General features: G+C 39.7%; 8 protein-coding genes. 4 read left to right on the plus strand and 4 right to left on the minus strand.

What is annotated here, in order from left to right:
* The first annotated feature begins 13 nt into the window (after positions 1 to 13).
* The 4 genes from HUW48_RS19540 (at position 14) to HUW48_RS19555 (ending at position 7,270) form a co-directional block, all read left to right on the plus strand.
* Positions 14 to 2,476, plus strand: a complete 2,463-nt coding sequence (locus tag HUW48_RS19540) for an MG2 domain-containing protein (RefSeq protein ID WP_182412540.1) — start codon at positions 14 to 16, stop codon at positions 2,474 to 2,476.
* A 250-nt stretch (positions 2,477 to 2,726) separates the two neighbouring features.
* Positions 2,727 to 5,402: an alpha-L-rhamnosidase-related protein gene (locus tag HUW48_RS19545; protein WP_182412541.1), complete on the plus strand. Its 2,676-nt coding sequence runs from the start codon at positions 2,727 to 2,729 to the stop codon at positions 5,400 to 5,402.
* 225 nt (positions 5,403 to 5,627) lie between these two features.
* On the plus strand, positions 5,628 to 6,791 hold the full coding sequence (locus HUW48_RS19550; protein WP_182412542.1) for a DUF1624 domain-containing protein: 1,164 nt from the start codon (positions 5,628 to 5,630) through the stop codon (positions 6,789 to 6,791).
* Positions 6,792 to 6,814: 23 nt separating this feature from the next.
* The gene (locus HUW48_RS19555; protein ID WP_182412543.1) at positions 6,815 to 7,270 is read left to right on the plus strand and encodes a DUF1801 domain-containing protein; all 456 of its coding nucleotides are present in this window, start codon (positions 6,815 to 6,817) and stop codon (positions 7,268 to 7,270) included.
* 529 nt (positions 7,271 to 7,799) lie between these two features.
* Here HUW48_RS19555 and HUW48_RS19560 read toward each other — a convergent pair.
* From HUW48_RS19560 to HUW48_RS19575, 4 genes are all read right to left on the minus strand, one after another.
* Positions 7,800 to 9,278: a SusD/RagB family nutrient-binding outer membrane lipoprotein gene (locus HUW48_RS19560; protein ID WP_182412544.1), complete on the minus strand. Its 1,479-nt coding sequence runs from the start codon at positions 9,276 to 9,278 to the stop codon at positions 7,800 to 7,802.
* Between the two features lie 15 nt (positions 9,279 to 9,293).
* Complete coding sequence (locus HUW48_RS19565) at positions 9,294 to 12,422, minus strand: SusC/RagA family TonB-linked outer membrane protein (protein WP_182412545.1); 3,129 nt, start codon at positions 12,420 to 12,422, stop codon at positions 9,294 to 9,296.
* 269 nt (positions 12,423 to 12,691) lie between these two features.
* Positions 12,692 to 14,122, minus strand: coding sequence for a SusD/RagB family nutrient-binding outer membrane lipoprotein (locus HUW48_RS19570; protein ID WP_182412546.1), 1,431 nt, complete (start codon positions 14,120 to 14,122; stop codon positions 12,692 to 12,694).
* Between the two features lie 12 nt (positions 14,123 to 14,134).
* Positions 14,135 to 17,410: a SusC/RagA family TonB-linked outer membrane protein gene (locus HUW48_RS19575; RefSeq protein ID WP_182412547.1), complete on the minus strand. Its 3,276-nt coding sequence runs from the start codon at positions 17,408 to 17,410 to the stop codon at positions 14,135 to 14,137.
* Between the last annotated feature and the right edge of the window lie 267 nt (positions 17,411 to 17,677).

Raw genomic sequence — 17,677 nt, forward strand, 5'->3', positions numbered from 1 at the left:
ACGTATACGCCAAGTGAGAAGCTATCCTTATCCTACTACACCTTTCCGGACCGGTTTTTGGGCGAGAATTTCCCCTAAAGCTTTTCTTTTGGTTTACCTGCTATTTAGCTTACTGTTTATTTCTAGTTATCCGGCTTTTGCGCAAACAGATTCCTTAACTAGTATTACCCGACAATTTAACCGCTACAGCGAACAAACCTTACCGGAAAAACTATTTCTACACCTCGATCGGCCTTTGTACCTGGCCGGCGAAACCATGTGGTTTAAAATTTACGCCGTAGATGGCACTTTTCATCAACCCATAAATTTAAGCAAAGTTGCCTACGTGGAGGTACTCGATAAAGAGCAAAAACCTGTATTGCAAGGTAAAATTGCCTTATCTGAAGCAACCGGACAAGGTTCTTTTACTTTACCTGTATCCTTAGTTTCGGGAAATTATTTTGTGCGGGCCTATACCAGCTGGATGAAAAACTTTAGTGCGGATTATTATTTTCAAAGTCCGGTAACTATTATAAATACTTTAACCAACGCAGGGGTAAAACCCACCAAAGATTCGGCAGTTTACGATGTTCAATTTTTCCCGGAAGGCGGCAACCTGGTTAAAGATCTGGCAAGTACCGTGGCGTTTAAGATTACCGACAAATCGGGGCGCGGCATAGATGCCGAAGGCAGTATTCTAGATAAACAAGGCCGGGTTCTTACAACTTTTAAAACTTTGAAATTCGGGTTAGGGCAATTTGCTTTTACGCCAACCGAGGCACTCCGGTACACAGCTACTTTAAAATTACCGAATGGTACAACTATTACCCAAGCTTTGCCTCCGGTATATGAACAAGGTTATGTAATGCACCTGGAAGAAGCCAGTCCGGAACAACTTAAAATAACCGTTCAAAGTAACGGAACTGGGCAAGTTGTGGAAGATATTTTTCTGTTAGGCCATGCTCGCCAAAAATTATCTGTAGCCTTGGGTAACCGCTTAATTAATGGAACCACTGCGTTTACGTTTAATAAAAAAGATTTAGCCCCGGGTATTTCGCACTTTACTATTTTAAATGCCCGTAAACAGCCACTTTGCGAAAGGTTGTATTTCCAGCGCCCTACCCAAAGTTTAGTTATTACTTCTGCTACCGACAAAACTAATTACACTGCCCACGAAAAAGTAAGTTTACAAGTAACTACGGCAAATCAAGCCAAAGAAGCATTAGCGGCTAATTTATCGGTAGCCGTTTACCGGTTAGATTCGCTGCCGGCACTGGCCCCTCCTTCCATTAACAGCTATTTATGGCTAAGCTCCGACCTGAGAGGAACCATCGAAAACCCGGAATATTATTTTACTTCTACCGCTCCGGAAGTTACTGCTGTTGCTAATAACCTGATGCTGACACAAGGCTGGAGGCGGTTCCGCTGGGAAGATGTTTTTAAGAAAAAAGTTGATTCATTAGAGTTTATTCCTGAATTAAATGGCCATCTGATTCGGGGAAGAATTACAAATAGGAGCACAAAGCAACCTGAGCCCAATATTGTAACTTACCTGGCTTCCCCTAGCCGCCTGGTTCGTCTTTATAATTCTTTTAGTAACGAAAAAGGAAATCTACAATTTGAAATGAAAGATTTCTTTGGCTCGCGCGAGATTGTGGTACAAAGCAATACCCGGCAAGACAGCCTGTATCAATTCGAGATTTTTAATCCTTTCTCGCTCCACTATTCGACCAGCCAGGTTCCCGCTTTTACTTTTTCCGAAAAATTTAAATCTGAAATTGTGCAAAGGCACGTGCAAATGCAAGTACAAAATACCTTCCATAAAAAACGTGCTTTTACGCTCCCCTCTCCTACCTTGGATAGTTTGCCATTTTACGGTCAGGCTGATGAAAAATACCGGCTCGACGATTATACCCGCTTTAAAGTAATGGAAGAAGTTTTACGGGAGTACGTGCCCGGCGTACAAGTCCGGATTCGGAAGGATGGCTTTCATTTTATGGTGTTCGATAAGGTAAACAAAACTATTTTTCAGGAGAACCCGATGGTGTTGTTAGATGGAGTACCCGTTTTTAATCTTAATAAAATAATGGCGGTAGATCCTCTGAAAATTCAAAAACTAGAAGTAATTACCAGCCGCTATTTTCAGGGAACTTCCACCTACAACGGTTTAGTAAGTTTTTCTACGTATAAAGGCGATTTAGATGGTTATACCATGGATCCGCACGCATTTGTGCAGGAATACGAAGGCTTGCAACAACAAAGAGAGTTCTACGCACCGCGTTACGAAACCACCCAGGAAAAGCAAAATCGTTTGCCCGATTTAAGAAACTTATTGTACTGGAACCCTCAGGTTAATACGGCGACAACAGGTAGCGAGAAACTTGAATTCTTCACCTCCGATAAAGCCGGCAAATACCTGATATTCATTCAAGGCCTTTCTAAAAGTGGCTTGGCTGGGAGCAGTAATTTTTCTTTCGAGGTAAAACAAGCCCTTTAAAAATTCAGCCGAAATACTAACTCTATAAATAAATCCTTGAATTAATTAACCAAAAATTTAAGTAGCTGCCTAGAATCAAGAATAACTTCATCTTATCCTAAGTACCTGACACTAAATACAAACGTATAACTTAGTAATTATCTGCTGCTGTTTTATACGTTTTACTTTTGCATCTTCCTTAATTTCACGTTAATTAAAGTATGCCCGAAGCACTTCTGGCATACTTTCAGGTTTATTTATTCTCTTTATCATGAGTAGTTATGCTTGCCAACCGCCTAAAAACAATGATTATAATAACCATAAATCTGCTATTTGGCAATCAGAGCAGTATGCAATATATCCGGATAAAGTAGTGCAGCAGGAATTTGCAGCCCATGCTCTATCACCAACTAAAATGACTTCAAATTATAAAAGTAAAGCGAAGGAATTTCAGAATCCGAAACTTACTTTTAAGTTCAGCATTAATGGCAAAGACAATGAAATGGTGCCGGGTGAAGATCACCAGTTTACCTGTATCGCGCAAAACGGCACCTGCGAAACACCTCTCATTACTTTTGGCGAGCCGTTGAAGTTAACCGGTAAAGTACCGGTTAACACTTATCTCCCTCCCAACACTAAACTTAAAATTCGCCTAGATATGCGCCAGGTGCTGGAAGCTTTTAATATAGAGGGATTCTTTACGACATATAACGGCGATAAAATTTATAAAGAAGATTTTAAAGGGGTATTTGTAGCAGGCAACCCAGCTCCTTTAACCTGGGATTTCGACAACCTGGCCAACTACCCTGAACTGGAATTGAAAGACCCGTATGGAAACGGTATTTTTGAAGTTACTTTATTACTAACTTCGGATGAGGAAGATACTATTACTGCCTCTAATTGGGAATTATCTAAGGAAGTAGCTTCTTTTCCTCAGTATTCCTCTAACTATCCGGTGGTAGATGCCTTGTATAATCTGAGTCTGGAAGAAATGGTAAATGCCATAGAACCCGATAGCACCTTCCGGACCGGAAAAGAATGGTCGGGTGTCTGGACGCGCGATATCAGCTATAGTATTATTTTATCTATGGCTATTCTGCAGCCCGAAGTGGCCCGTATTAGTTTGCTACGGAAAGTAACCAAGCACCAACGGATTATTCAGGATACCGGCACTGGGGGGGCTTACCCGATTTCCTCCGACCGGATAGTTTGGGCAATAGCCGCCTGGGAATTATACAAAGTAACCGGCGATATTAATTGGTTAAAAGAATCTTATCAGATTATTAAAAACTCGCTGGAAGATGATTTGAAAAATGTGTATAATCCTAAAACCGGCTTGTTCAGGGGTGAGTCTTCTTTTTTGGATTGGCGCGAGCAAACCTACCCGGAATGGATGCAGCCCACTGATATTTTCGAATCGGAATGCTTGGGAACCAATGCCGTGTTTTACCAGGCCAGTAGCATTCTGGCGCAAATGGCCGAAATACTAAATGAAAAGTCAGTCGCTGAAAAATACCGCCAACTAGCCGAAAAAGTAAAAAAAGGAATAAACGAGCAATTGTGGTTACCCGAAAACGGCTATTATGGGCAATACGTATACGGGCGTAACTTTAAAATACTATCACCTAAAGCCGAAGCGCTGGGGGAAGCATTATGCGTGCTTTTTGATATTGCGGACTCTGAAAAGCAACAATCTATAGTAGCTAAAACGCCGGTTACGCCCTACGGCATACCCTGTATTTATCCGCAAATCCCAAATATTCCGCCTTACCACAATAACGCAGTATGGCCATTTGTGCAGTCGTACTGGTCTTTGGCAGCGGCAAAAGTAGGCAACAAGCAAGCGCTTACCGAAAGTATAAGTGCCATTTACCGGCCAGCTGCCCTCTTGTTAACCAATAAAGAAAACTTTGTGGCCAGTAACGGTGATTATGCCGGTACGCAAATTAACTCCAGTAATATGTTGTGGAGCCTGGCCGGTAATCTGAGTTTGATCTATAAAGTTATTTTCGGCATGGATTTCCAGCCCAACTGCTTACAATTCAAACCCGTAGTACCACAAGCTTTTGCCGGAAACCGAACCCTGAAAAATTTTAAATACCGCCAGACTATCCTGGATATTTACTTAGAAGGCCACGGAAATAAGATTAAAACTGTTACGCTGGATAATAAAGCAATTCCTCAGGCGGAAATTCCGGCTCACCTCACCGGCCGGCACGTGCTGAAGATAGAGCTAGAAAATAACAGATTGTCCGGTAGCAAAATAAATAAAGTAGCGGTAGAGTTTTCGCCGATTTCACCCGAAGTTTCTTACGCTAACGGCACCTTATCTTGGGAAGAAGTAGCAGATGCTAAATTTTACAAAGTAGTGCAGAATGGAAAAGAATTACTAAAATCAGAGAATACAAGCGTAAAAGTACTCGCCTCTGAATATTCTGAATACCAAGTAATAGCTGTAACCAGTAAAGGACACGAATCTTTTGCGAGTGAGCCGCTAGTAGTAACATCTGAAAAAAACACTCAATTACTAGAACTGGAAAAAAGTGTGGCTAAAGCTCATTCTTCTTACAAGGAAGCTTCCGGAATTGGATTTATAGAAATAAGTAAAGATAAAAGTGCAAGTTTAAACCTCCCGTTTACAGTAGCCGAACCCGGAATATACGCCATTGATTTCCGGTATGCCAACGGCGAAGGACCGATTAACACCAATAACAAATGCGCCATTCGCACGCTTAAAATAAATGATAATTTTTTAGGAACAATTGTTTTACCGCAGCGAGGTTCTAACGAATGGTCAGATTGGGGATTTTCGAATGCGGTGCAGGTAAAACTCGAAAAAGGAACGCACCAACTTACTTTGGCTTTTGAGCCTGTAAATGAAAATATGAACGAAGAGGTAAACCGGGCCATGCTAGATTGTATACGGCTTACTAAAATTACTAATTAAACCAGCTCTGCGGCTCTGTAGAAACATTTTACGCAGCAATTTTGGCTTATAATAAGTACAAGTATAGCCCAACTTAATTAATTTTTCTTTGCTTTAAAATAAAACTGGTACAAGTTGGTCTGCTGCTTTGAATTGCTATTAACCTAATTTATTTTTATTTTAATGAAGCTTATTCATTAATCAAAACTAGTTTGTATTTCTGGCAGCCTTATTATTTAACACGTTATGCAGCGGATCAGCGTTATTGATTTTACCCGAGGCTTGGTAATGATTATTATGGCCTTAGATCATACCCGTGATTTGCTGCACGTAAGTTCCCTCACCCAGGATCCTACTAATTTAGCTTCTACCACGCCCCTCTTGTTTTTTACCCGCTGGATAACGCATTTATGCGCGCCTATATTTGTTTTTCTGTCCGGCACCTCGGCTTATCTTTCGCTGCAAAGAAACCATAATGTAGCCGAAGGACGAAAATTTTTACTAAAACGAGGGCTTTGGCTGGTACTTTTAGAATTCACGGTAATTTCGTTTGGTATTTGGTTTGATTTAAAATTTCGAACTTTATTTTTCCAGGTGATTGCCGCCATTGGCTTTAGTTTTATGATATTAGCCTTACTGTTAAAGCTAAGTCCTCGAACCATTGGAATAATCGGCTTAATTATCGTCCTCGGGCATAATCTTTTTCCTTTAATCCCATTAGGAACAGGCTCTCTACTTGCTCAAGCAGTTTCGGCTTTATTTATTCCAAATATTTTTCAAGTTACCCCGCAGCTTACCTTTTTTATAGGCTACCCGCTTATTCCGTGGTTAGGAATTATGTTAATTGGGTACGCCGTCGGACCTTTATTTGCCTTACCGATAGCTCAACGGAAACGCTTTTTTTTACGAGCCGGTTTGGCAACCCTCGTCTTTTTTGCCCTTCTTCGGTTCAGTAATGTGTATGGCGATCCCAGAGGTTGGGAAATGCAGAAAGCGGATTTATTTACTTTTTTATCTTTTATAAACACCACTAAATACCCGCCTTCTTTGCTGTATAGCTGCATGACTTTGGGTATTTTATTTTTAATTATCTGGTTGGTAGATGGTATTCAAAACAAGGTGGTTCAGATAATAAATACTTACGGAAAAGTACCTTTATTTTACTATATTCTTCATTGGTATTTGCTGCACCTTACTTTATTGGCTATGGTTTTTCTGCAAGGCTTTCATTGGGAAGATTTGCAATTCGGGACTTTTCAGTTCGGACGGCCCAAACAACCAAGCGGGGTAGAATTACCTATTGTTTACTTCATTTGGTTGAGTGTAGTGGTGGCTTTATATCCTTTATGCCATTGGTACCAGAACTACAAAGCCACTCATCCGGAGAAAACCTGGCTGCGGTATTTATAAGTTTATTACGGCAAATATAAAATATGCAAAGCATAGCCTTAACTCCCGAACACTACTTAGGAACGCTACCCGAAGATCGGAAGCAAGCCATACAAGAACTAAGAAATACCATTAAGCAAAATTTGCCGCCTGGTTTTACCGAAGTAATGAGTTCCGGAATGATTGGCTACGTGGTTCCTTTATCGCTTTATCCATCGGGCTACCACTGTAATCCGCAACTACCTTTGCCTTTTATTAATATTGCTTCGCAAAAAAACTTTATTGCCGTGTACCATATGGGTTTGTACGCCAATCCCGACTTACTAAATTGGTTTAAATCAGCATACACAAAACAGGTTAAAACTAAACTGGATATGGGCAAAAGCTGCATCCGGTTTAAGAAAGTTGATCAAATACCTTATGGTCTAATAGGAGAACTTGCCGCCAAAATACCACCACAACAATGGATTGAAACTTACGAAAGGCAGGTAAAAAGGTGATATTAATAATAAGACAGAAATTTGCTAATTAAATTTATATCTACTACCAGGTATATTTACTAATTACCATAAGAGTATATTATAAAGAAGCCAACCCGATAGATATTGAAAACAGGGATATCAAAAACTTGCCGGAACAATAGATTGATGATAGCTACTTCGTCCACTTTGGTCCTCCTGGCAGGAACTAACCAGCAGTAAAGAAGAACGGATCATAGATAATAAAGGAGATTACCTGCTATAACTTGCCAGACCACATTACTGCAGGCACTCTAAATTGGTTAGATCCTCCCTGGAGGACAGAAGTAATTAAAAATACTGTTTCAAACTACTATTTCCGACAATCCTGTTTCTAAAACCTGCTGGTCTTGAACTATTTAAGGTTCTTTTTACTATGTGGTATTATTTATTTTCAGGAAGAAAGCTTTTAGTAGAAACAAATGGTGGCATTCAAGCAAATAAAAAAGGCAGGTAGAGCACCTGCCTTTTTTATAAATTAATAGAATACTCTATTTAAATATTTTCTATTTTATTGTTTATCCCACCAAACTGGTATTTGCACCGCTTGTAAAAACGCCGAAGGAACTTCCGATGGAATGTTAGTCGGGTTGTAGGATCTTTCGGAAGAAGGATAAGGGAACCTAACCGGAATACTTTCAATTACGGGTCCCACCTCTAATTCTGTATCCGGATAAGTTTCGGTATTTAAAGGTAGATTTGGATAACCAGTTCTTCTGAAATCATTATAAGACTCAAACTGCAAATAATTAGCAATGTATTTTTCGGTCATTATTTGCTCATAAGCAGTTGCAGGAAGTAATGGATTAGCCGTTTGGTAAGCTTCTATTGTTGCCGCATTAATTCCGTACATGTCCATTGAAGCCGCAATACCATCGTTGTAAGCGGTAACTACCGCCGGAGTAACAGTTTTACCAGCTTTTAAAAATTCTGCTTCTGCTCTGATAAAAGGAACTTCGGCATAAATTAAAAGATAAAGTGGCGCATCTGCTTTACTGTAAAAAGTGCCAATAGCCGAGTAGTTGGCTAGGCCGGTAGGAGTAGCATCATTCGTAACCCCTACGTATTGACCTTCATTATCTCCTTCCGCCACCGGATCTACCTGGTACTGTAACCGTGGGTCAGTTTTAGAATTTAACAAATTGATATAAAAAATAGAAGGTTTATAAGCAGTACTCCATTTTCCATCTATTGTATATTGGTACCAAGGGTTTTCGGCGTTAGGGGCATTTACGTAATTAAATTCAGGCATTTCGTCGTTACTAGAGAAAGCACCTGCATCTAATGCCTGCAAAGCTAAATCAGCTTGCGTAGCAGCGTTATAACCGGGCGCATTGGATAGCCGTAAGTAAAAGCGAGCCTTTAAAGTGTGGGCTAATTTTTGCCACATTGCCATATCACCACCATAGATAAAATCTTCAGATCCGGGCTGAGCACCAGTGGTTTTACCAGCATCTACTATAGCTTCATCCAATAATACCTGTATGCGCTTATAAATATCTTCCTGCTTGTCGTAGGTAGGTTTTGTAACACCTGTTTCGCCCTGGAAAGCTTGAGTGAAAGGAGCATCGCCAAAAGCATCTGTAACGTACGACATGTTCCAGGCTAATATAATTTTAGCTATCGCGCTGTAAGCCGGATTACCGTTCTGATCTGCTTTGGCAATCAGTTCGGTGCTGGTTTTCATTATATCCGTGTAAGAAGAATAGCGCCAGAAGTTATCGGTTTCATTGGCCGTTAACCGGTATTGACCTTCGTGAGGTCCCGTACCCGCAAATGCAAGATACTTGGTCCAGTTAGAAGAAATACGCACCGGAAAACCACCGGCTACCTCGTACGAAAATGTACTCAGAATAGCCGGTAACATTAACTTTTCCGTTACTTCTTTAGGAGCATTCGGATCGTAATTGATATCAAGATAGTTTTCGCAACTGTAAAATGTGGCCGAAAACAAACTTATAATTAGAAGTAAAAAACTTTTTCTTTTCATGATTGAATTAGGTAATTAAAATTGAATGTTTACCCCGAAAGTATAGCCTTTGGTAGAAGGAGTTACCGCGTGGTAAAAACCCTGCGCATTGGTATTTCCTAATAAGTTACCTTCCGGATCACCGTAGCTAAAATCGGTGCTGCGCCACAGATTACGACCGGTTGCAGAAAAACTAACGGCCTGAAATGGAGTTTTAGACAATAAAGACTGAGGTAAAGAATAACTTAAGGTAACTTCTCTTAATTTAACAAAGCTGCCATCTTCCACAAAGTTTTCATCAACAGCAGAATACCAGTTTAGGAAATAATCCTGGTCACGCACAACAGGAGTAGTATTAGGAGAACCATCTTCTTTAACGCCATCGTAAACAATGGTAGTATTTCTTTGCTCTGTTACTTTAGCAGTACCATAGAAAGTTGAATAGAATAAGTCCATATTCATGATATCGCCGCCTTTACGGGCATCAAATAAAGCTGATAAGGATATACTTTTATAAGTAAAAGTATTGCGCAAGCCACCTGCCCATTTGGGAGTAGCATTACCAATTGGTCCTAACTCATCGGCTAAAACAGGTAAACCATCATCGCCAATAACCATTTTTCCGTCTTGGTTGCGTTTAAAGCCTTGTCCCCAGATAACGCCGTAGCCGTAAGTTTTATCGGCTCTAATTTGAGGAGATTCAAAACCGCCTAAGAAAATGTTATCTACTCCTTCGGCAATAGATTTAAGCCGGTAATCGTTTTTACCATAGTTTAACTGAACATCCCAGGTAAAATCTTTTACCGTAATAGGAGTAGCTAGTACTGTTAATTCAATACCTTTATTTTGAATTTCACCAGCATTAATTACGCGCTCCACAAAACCACTGGAAGAACTAATCTCTTGTTGCAGAATTTGCGATTTACTTACTTTATCATAAAGAGAAACATCTACTCCTAAACGGTTTTTAAAGAATTTTAAATCGGCTCCAATTTCTTTTTCCGTTACAATTTCCGGAATCAAGTTATTGTTGGTTAACAAAGTACCGGTTTGAAAAGCATTAATTCCCTGGAACGGAAAGTTGATATTACCTCTTTGACCATCACCTGGGTTTGCATGCTGATACGTTTGATTGGTTAAGTATTCACTGGCATCGTTACCTGCCTGCGCGTAAGATACCCGTAGTTTACCATAAGGGAAGTACGTGTTATTAGCCAAGCCAAGAACTTCGGTAAATACAAAACCCAAAGATACAGATGGATAGAAGTAGGAATTATTACCTGCTGGTAACGTAGAAGACCAGTCGTTTCTGGCGGTTAAATTCAGGAATAAGTAATTTTTGTAATCTACGGTAGCACTAGCATAAAGACCGATTAATCTTCTTTCCGAATCGGCTTGGAAAGGTTGGGTAGATTCAACGTTGGTTATGTCGTAGAAGCCAGGTTGACCCAAGTTAAAACCTTGAATGGTTCTGCTAGTGTATTTACGCTGATTTACGTTGTGGCCAATTAAAGCATTTAAAACCCAGTCTTCGCTAAAGTTTTTGTTAATTGCCAGAATCAAGTCGTTGTTTAACTGAGTTCTTTTGATTAACGATTCAAACATTCTACCATTCGGCACCGAAAGGGTTCCAATATTTACATGTTCCTTTTGGTTATCAGTGTAGGTATCTAAACCTACCCGGTTAGTTAATTTTAACCACGGCAAAATTTCCAGCGTAGCTTCATTGGAGGCAATAATTCTATCTACTGTAGTTGGCATTGTAGAATTTTTCGTTAACCAGTAAGGGTTATTAAAACCAGTGCCAGTTGTCCAGCTTAAATTTCCAGCTTGATCATAAGCCGCTTTGTTGTCGAAGCTAATCGGAGCAAAGTTTAAACTGTACAAATAAGACCGTTTAGTATTACCCTCCGGCATTCTTTGGTTATCTGAATTAATGTAGTTTACCGAAGTACTAACATTAAACTTTTCGCTTAACTGCGAAGTGAAGCTGGCTAATACGCTATTGCGTTTAAAAGTGTTGTTAGGTACAATACCTTGTTGATTGAGGTTAGAATAGGTTAGGATGTACGTTGATTTTTCGCCACCACCGCTAATAGAGATAGAGTTGTTCCAAACCTGGCCCGTGCGGTAAAAATCTTTTCTCGGATCAAAAACGCGCGGCATTCCAATAGAATCAATTACTGCCTGATCAACAGAATCGCGGTGAGGCCCCCAGCTGGTTGTTCCTTGCGTAGCGCCATTTGGTGTTTGCGCATAACCGCCCTGACCCAATGGCAAACCGTTCCGGTACAAACCATTTAAACCTTGCAGGTATTTGTTTTGATAACCTTCGGTAATTGCATCATCGAATGCAACACTTGATGATAATGTTACTCTTGGATATTTCCGGTCAACAGATTTTTGTCCTTTTTTAGTGGTAATTAAGATAACCCCAAAAGCCCCTCTGGAACCATATAATGCCGTAGCAGAGGCTCCCTTTAGTACCGTTACATTTTCAATAATATTAGGGTCAATATCAATACCCCGGTTACCAGCATAACCATTAAATAAGGCACTCTCCGTATTTTCTGAAAGACCCCGGTTTGTAGAGTTATCAATCGGAATACCATCTACTACAAATAAAGGCTGGTTATTGCCTGTTAAAGAAGTATTACCTCTAATAACGATCCGGGAAGAGGAACCCGCCTGGCCACCGGAGTTATTAATTTGCACCCCAGCTACTTTACCAGCCAGTGCATTTACCAGGTTAGGCTCTCTTGAATTTAAGATTTGTTGTGGAGCCACATTCTGGGCAGCATAACCTAAAGTTCTTTTCTCCCGCTCTACGCCTAAAGCAGTTACCACTACTTCCTGTAATTGTTTAGCATCTACAGGCAGGGTAACATTTAAAACAGTAGATGTACCAACAGGACGCTCTTGTGTAAGATAGCCGATAAAACTATACACCAAAGTTTGCCCATTAGCAGGAACTTGAAGAGAGTAATTACCTTCTGTATCCGTTGATGTTCCCGTGGAAGTTCCTTTCACCAATACCGTTACGCCCGGCAGACCTTGGTTGTTAGAACCATCGGTAACTTTACCGGTAATGGTTCTGTCTTGAGCTTTGGCCTGCAGCAGAAGCATCGTAAACAGGAGAAAACTCAATAGTAAAATTTTTTTCATTTTTGTTTGATTTGATAGATAATAATACTTAGGTACAATTTACCAAAATTAGCTAGTAAATAAAAAACGATACTACTTTTTAATTTATAATCTTAAATTTTTATTGCCGCTGATTGAAAAAACAATTAATAATTCCTGATTCGATTAAAAATTGTTCTTACTTAATCATACATAAGTAACTATTTACTAATAGCTGGTTTGCAAGTTCAGATTATAAAAAAAGGCGAACCATGGTTCGCCTTTTTTTATAATCAATAAATTACTAAAATTTAAAGTTTATCCCAGAAAATTCTGGAAGTTACCACATCGCCACCAATAGCTGCTGATGCTGCTTTATAATTAGTAGTATTTAAGTTAGCTTCGGTAGTTGGATAAGGTAATCGAAGTGGAATTTCGGAGATAGCCGCCGCTGGTTTCACTAAATTAGGAGCGTCTAATCTTTTCCATTCAGTCCAGGCCTGAGTAGGCTGGCTATACAAAGAAATCCATTTCTGGAAACCAATCTTTTGTTTCCAATCACCAGCTGCCGTAGCATAAGCAACAGAAGGTTGAGCCAGGTAAGCTGTAGCTTCTGTAGCGGTACCACCCCATTCTAAAATAGAGGCAGTAACACCTGCATTATAATGTTCAGACGCAGTACCACTTACAGCATATCCTCTTTCTATAGCTTCAGCTAATAAAAACTCCACTTCGGAGTAGGTTAAAAGCATTCCAGGTAAAGTAGGATTTTCTAAGGCAGCACCAGGAATAGAATTATTGGTCGCACTGTTTGGTGCGCCGGCCGTTCCACCTTTAAAATTGGTACTTCCAGCTACTGGTTTAAAATAAATAGGTAATCTCGGATCGTTGGTAGCAATCATAGGATCAACTAAAGTGGTAGTACCCACAAAGTCAGCGCGGCCACTTTGTACTAAAGATTCGTACAATTGGTTCCGATTAGGTAAGGCTGCTAGGTAAGTTATTTTAGCATTATCGGTATTTGAAGTAAATACATTAGGTGCTGCCGCTTCTACCATTGTTTTTGACTTTCCTGGATCTACATCGGCGTAATTCATACCTAACCGTAGTTTAAGAGAATTAGCAAATTTAATCCAGTTAGCCACATTGCCGTTGTAATATAAATCACCAGTACCTAAACCAGCTGCTGATGCATCAAACATGCCAATGGCTTTATCTAAGCGTGTGACTAAATCAGCATAAATAGCGGCATCGTCGTCAAATTTAGGTAAAACATTATCTGCATTTAAGGCTTCAGTATATGGAACATCGCCAAAAGTGTTTACTAAAACCGACCAGGCATAAACCTCCAAAACTTCTACAGCCGCTAATTGATTAGCTTTCACTTTAGGATCTAAAACGGCATCGGCAGTAATAACCTTTTTGCCCTCATTTAAATCACTTAACACATCCCGATATAATGGATCCCAGAAATAACGGTTAACAGAACGTGTTTCAATTATAAATTGGCTTTCGTCAGGGTAGGTAGTAGCAGCCCAATGTTGTACATAAAACCGGAATGGATTTATGTTATAATCGGGGGTATTTACCGTATTAGCTAACACGCGTTGCGCATTACTAACTAAAGAAACGCCCGGAACGGTAGTAGCTGCTTTAGGGTTTAAATTATCGTATTCATCCAAATCTTTGCACGATGTAGCAAACATCAGTGCCGGGATGCAGAATATTAATATTTTTTTCATCTTATTTTTTAATTAAAATCTAAATCTTAAGTTAACACCAACGTTACGGTAAGTTGGGTATGAACCAGACATATAGCCTAATCCATAGTTACCATTACCACCTGCACCTAAGTTATCTTCCGGATCGGCATACGGAACATGTTTTTTGATAATCCACAGGTTTCTACCTGTTAAAGAAAGATCAATGCCTTTGAAAGGTTTAATTCTGTTGATAAAAGCAGCCGGTAAAGAATAAGTTAAAGTGGCTTCTCTTAATTTAATAAATCCGGCATCGTACACGTGCATCTGGCGAGGCTGATTATAACCGTAAACTCCTTCTGTGTTAGCAATGCGGATATCGTTTGGTGTGCCGTCTTCTTTCACTCCTGGGAAGATAATACCGCCACCTTCACCTACAGGACCTCTGGATGGGTTACCTAAATCGTTATTACCGGCGGTTATAGGATACATACCAGTGCCATAACCATAATAAGTATCTAAGTTAAACAACTGGCCGCCATGACGCACATCTAACAGGAAGTATAAAGAAATGCCTTTGTATTCTAAGGTGTTTGAAACACCACCTATCCAGGAGGCATTTGGATCAGCAATTACAGTAGTGGAAGGAGATTGCTTATATAATCCATAGTAAGCACTGGCTGGATTGGAATCAATTACTTTTTCACCTCTGTCGTTGAGTGTATAACCAGTACCACGGATGGTACCAAAAGGCTGACCAACACTGGCGTTAGAAGACACCCCGCCTTGATATGTTGTAATTACTAAGTTTTCGGTTCCTGGAGCTAGAGCCAAAATTTTATTTCTGTTACGAGTCCAGTTAGCATTTAAAGTCCAGGAGAAGTTATCGTTTTTAATGGGGTTAACAAAAGCAGTAACTTCAAAGCCTTTGTTTTGCACTTCACCGGAGTTTACATACTGAAAGTTAAAACCACTGGTTGTAGACACCTGGATAGGAATAATTTGGTCTACGGTGTTAGATTTGTAATACGTAACATCAAAACCAACCCGATTGGTTAAAAATGACATTTCTAAACCAGCTTCAAAGCTTTTTGTTCTTTCAGGTTTAAGATTTGGGTTATTACGGGTATTAGGCAAGGAGAATAACGGAATTGAACCAAAGCTACCTACCGAAGGACGGGTAGAGCTGTTAATTTCCTGGTCTTGCTTACCATAAACATTAAATACCGAATAAACTGCAGCATCGTTACCCACCTCGGCGTAGTTAACACGGGCTTTACCGTAAGATAACCAAGGAGTATCTTTAAACAATTCGGAGAATACAAAGCTACCAGCCGCAGATGGATAATAATAAATATTATTGCCTTTAGGCAAGGTTGAAGATTGATCTCTTCTGGCAGTCAGATCCAAGAAAGCCATTTCTTTAAAACCAAAAGTAGCACTGGCAAAGTAACCATCTACTCCGTATTTCTGGTCGTTTTCAAACGGTGGGTTCAATGGGTTTACCGAGTTAGATAAAGAATAGATTCTAGGAACTACTAAGCCACCATTCGTTTGCGCAAAAACGGAATTAATCTGGTGTCTGCGGAAGTTACTACCGAGTAAGCCTTTAAAAGTAAAGTCTTCGGTGATATTTTTATTAAAGTTAGCTATCAGGTCGTAATTTGTTTCGCGGGCAGTACGGTTAAATCGAGAGTAAAAAGGTGTGCCGGTGCTACCCACTGCATTTCTTTCTTCCTGTAATTCGTCGTAAGAGTCCAAAGAAACCCGACCCATTACATCAAACCATTCCGTGAATTTATAAGTGGCCATTATGTTACCAAAATAATGGAAGCGTTCATCGTTTTCGTAGTTCTCATAACGCACCCAGTAAGGGTTGTCTGAGTAAATAGGGCGTAGGTCAGTAGCACTTCTGGGATTCCAGGTTATATTTTGCTTATTACGGAAATAAGCATCTTTTTGCTCTTTCAAATCAACGTTGGTTTGGAACCATTGCCGGAATTGCTGATTTGGATTCCAAGAGTCATAACCAGTACCATAGCGGCCTAAACCATCAATTTTAGTAAAGTTTATGTTAGCACTGGTCACTAACTTAGGCGTTAAATTAAGCGAACCAGCAAAGTTTACCATGTTTTTGTTTATCTGGCTGTTAGGCAGCATACCTTTATCTTTCGTATTGGTATAGCCCAGTTTAAAAGTTCCGGCATCGCTACCACCATCTATGGTAATATTATTATTAAATCCTACGGTATTTTTATACAAATAGCTAGGACCATTTTTAGCAGCTACCCAAGGAGTTTTTTGAGCAAACGTAGGCGAAGTAGGATCTAATGAGTTCCAATGGTAAACCATTAAATTAGGATCAAAGGCTGCTCCATAAGAAGCATCTTGCTGGAATGGAACGTATAAACTACCTGGTTCGAAATCAGGTCTGTTAAATTGTTCAAAGTAAGCATCTTCGTTTGGACCATAATAGGCACCGTATCCAGCGCCATATTCTTTCTGGTATTTAGGAAAAGTACTCTTGTCCATGAAGCCCATGGTAGATCCGGTATTAAGAGTAACATTAACATTACCTTTTTTACCTTTTTTAGTAGTAATTAAAATTACACCGTTAGATGCCCGTGAACCGTAAAGAGCAGTTGCAGCAGCACCTTTTAAAATACTAACAGAAGCAATATCATCTGGGTTTACGTCGGCTCCTACGTTACCGTAGTCATAACCTCCCCGGCCGGTATACTGGTCAGATTGGTTGGTATTGGCGTTACTAATTGGCACACCATCTACCACAAATAAAGCCTGGTTACTGTTATACAAAGATTTATTACCCCGGATTACCACGTTGGTAGAACCACCTAAGTTATTAGATTGTCTGATGTTTACCCCGGAAACCTTACCTGATAAAGAGTTCAAGAAGTTAGGGTTACGAGCTTTAGTAACCTCTTCACCACCTACCTGCGTAGCCGCATAAGGTAAGGAGTTACGGCTTCTTTCTACTCCTAACGCGGTAACAACTACTTCATTCAACTGACGAGTGTCGGCTGCTAAAGAAACATTTACCGTAGAAGAAGCACCAATAGGTTGCTCTATAGAAGTATAGCCAATAAAGCTAAATACTAATGTGCCGGTATTGGGCACGTTTAATGAATAATTACCTTCAGCATCGGTGGCAGTACCCGTAGAAGTACCTTTTACCAATACCGTTACTCCAGGTAAGCCTTGGTTCGACGCTGCGTCGAGAACCCGGCCCGAGATTTTCTTATCTTGCGCAAATGCCGTTTGCAGCAGCATCATTACAAAAAGAAAATTCATCAGTAGAATTTTTTTCATTTTGTTGGTTTTAGTTAGTTTTAGTTAAAAAATATAAGAACTATGTTCAATTTTACAGATTCTGAGCGAATTAACAAAATCTTAACAAAGCATAGTTTTGGTACTTATATACGGTTGATTAACAAAATTGATTCTAAATAGTTGAAGATTAGTTTATTATCATTAATTAAAGAATTTACTTAATTTGGATATTATTTAAAAATTGTAAAATAATTTTTCTAATTTAAAAACATCCTGTCTACTTTCATTTTCTATTATTCAATATAC

Origin of the sequence: Adhaeribacter radiodurans, assembly GCF_014075995.1 — a bacterium.
Taxonomy (GTDB): Bacteria; Bacteroidota; Bacteroidia; order Cytophagales; family Hymenobacteraceae; genus Adhaeribacter; species Adhaeribacter radiodurans.

Excerpts from the sequence above, each read along its gene's own strand:
- HUW48_RS19560 (WP_182412544.1), bottom strand. The coding sequence starts at position 9,278 with ATGAAAAGAAAAAGTTTTTTACTTCTAATTATAAGTTTGTTTTCGGCC.
- HUW48_RS19565 (WP_182412545.1), bottom strand. The coding sequence starts at position 12,422 with ATGAAAAAAATTTTACTATTGAGTTTTCTCCTGTTTACGATGCTTCTG.
- HUW48_RS19550 (WP_182412542.1), top strand. The coding sequence starts at position 5,628 with ATGCAGCGGATCAGCGTTATTGATTTTACCCGAGGCTTGGTAATGATT.
- HUW48_RS19545 (WP_182412541.1), top strand. The coding sequence starts at position 2,727 with ATGAGTAGTTATGCTTGCCAACCGCCTAAAAACAATGATTATAATAAC.
- HUW48_RS19570 (WP_182412546.1), bottom strand. The coding sequence starts at position 14,122 with ATGAAAAAAATATTAATATTCTGCATCCCGGCACTGATGTTTGCTACA.
- HUW48_RS19555 (WP_182412543.1), top strand. The coding sequence starts at position 6,815 with ATGCAAAGCATAGCCTTAACTCCCGAACACTACTTAGGAACGCTACCC.
- HUW48_RS19575 (WP_182412547.1), bottom strand. The coding sequence starts at position 17,410 with ATGAAAAAAATTCTACTGATGAATTTTCTTTTTGTAATGATGCTGCTG.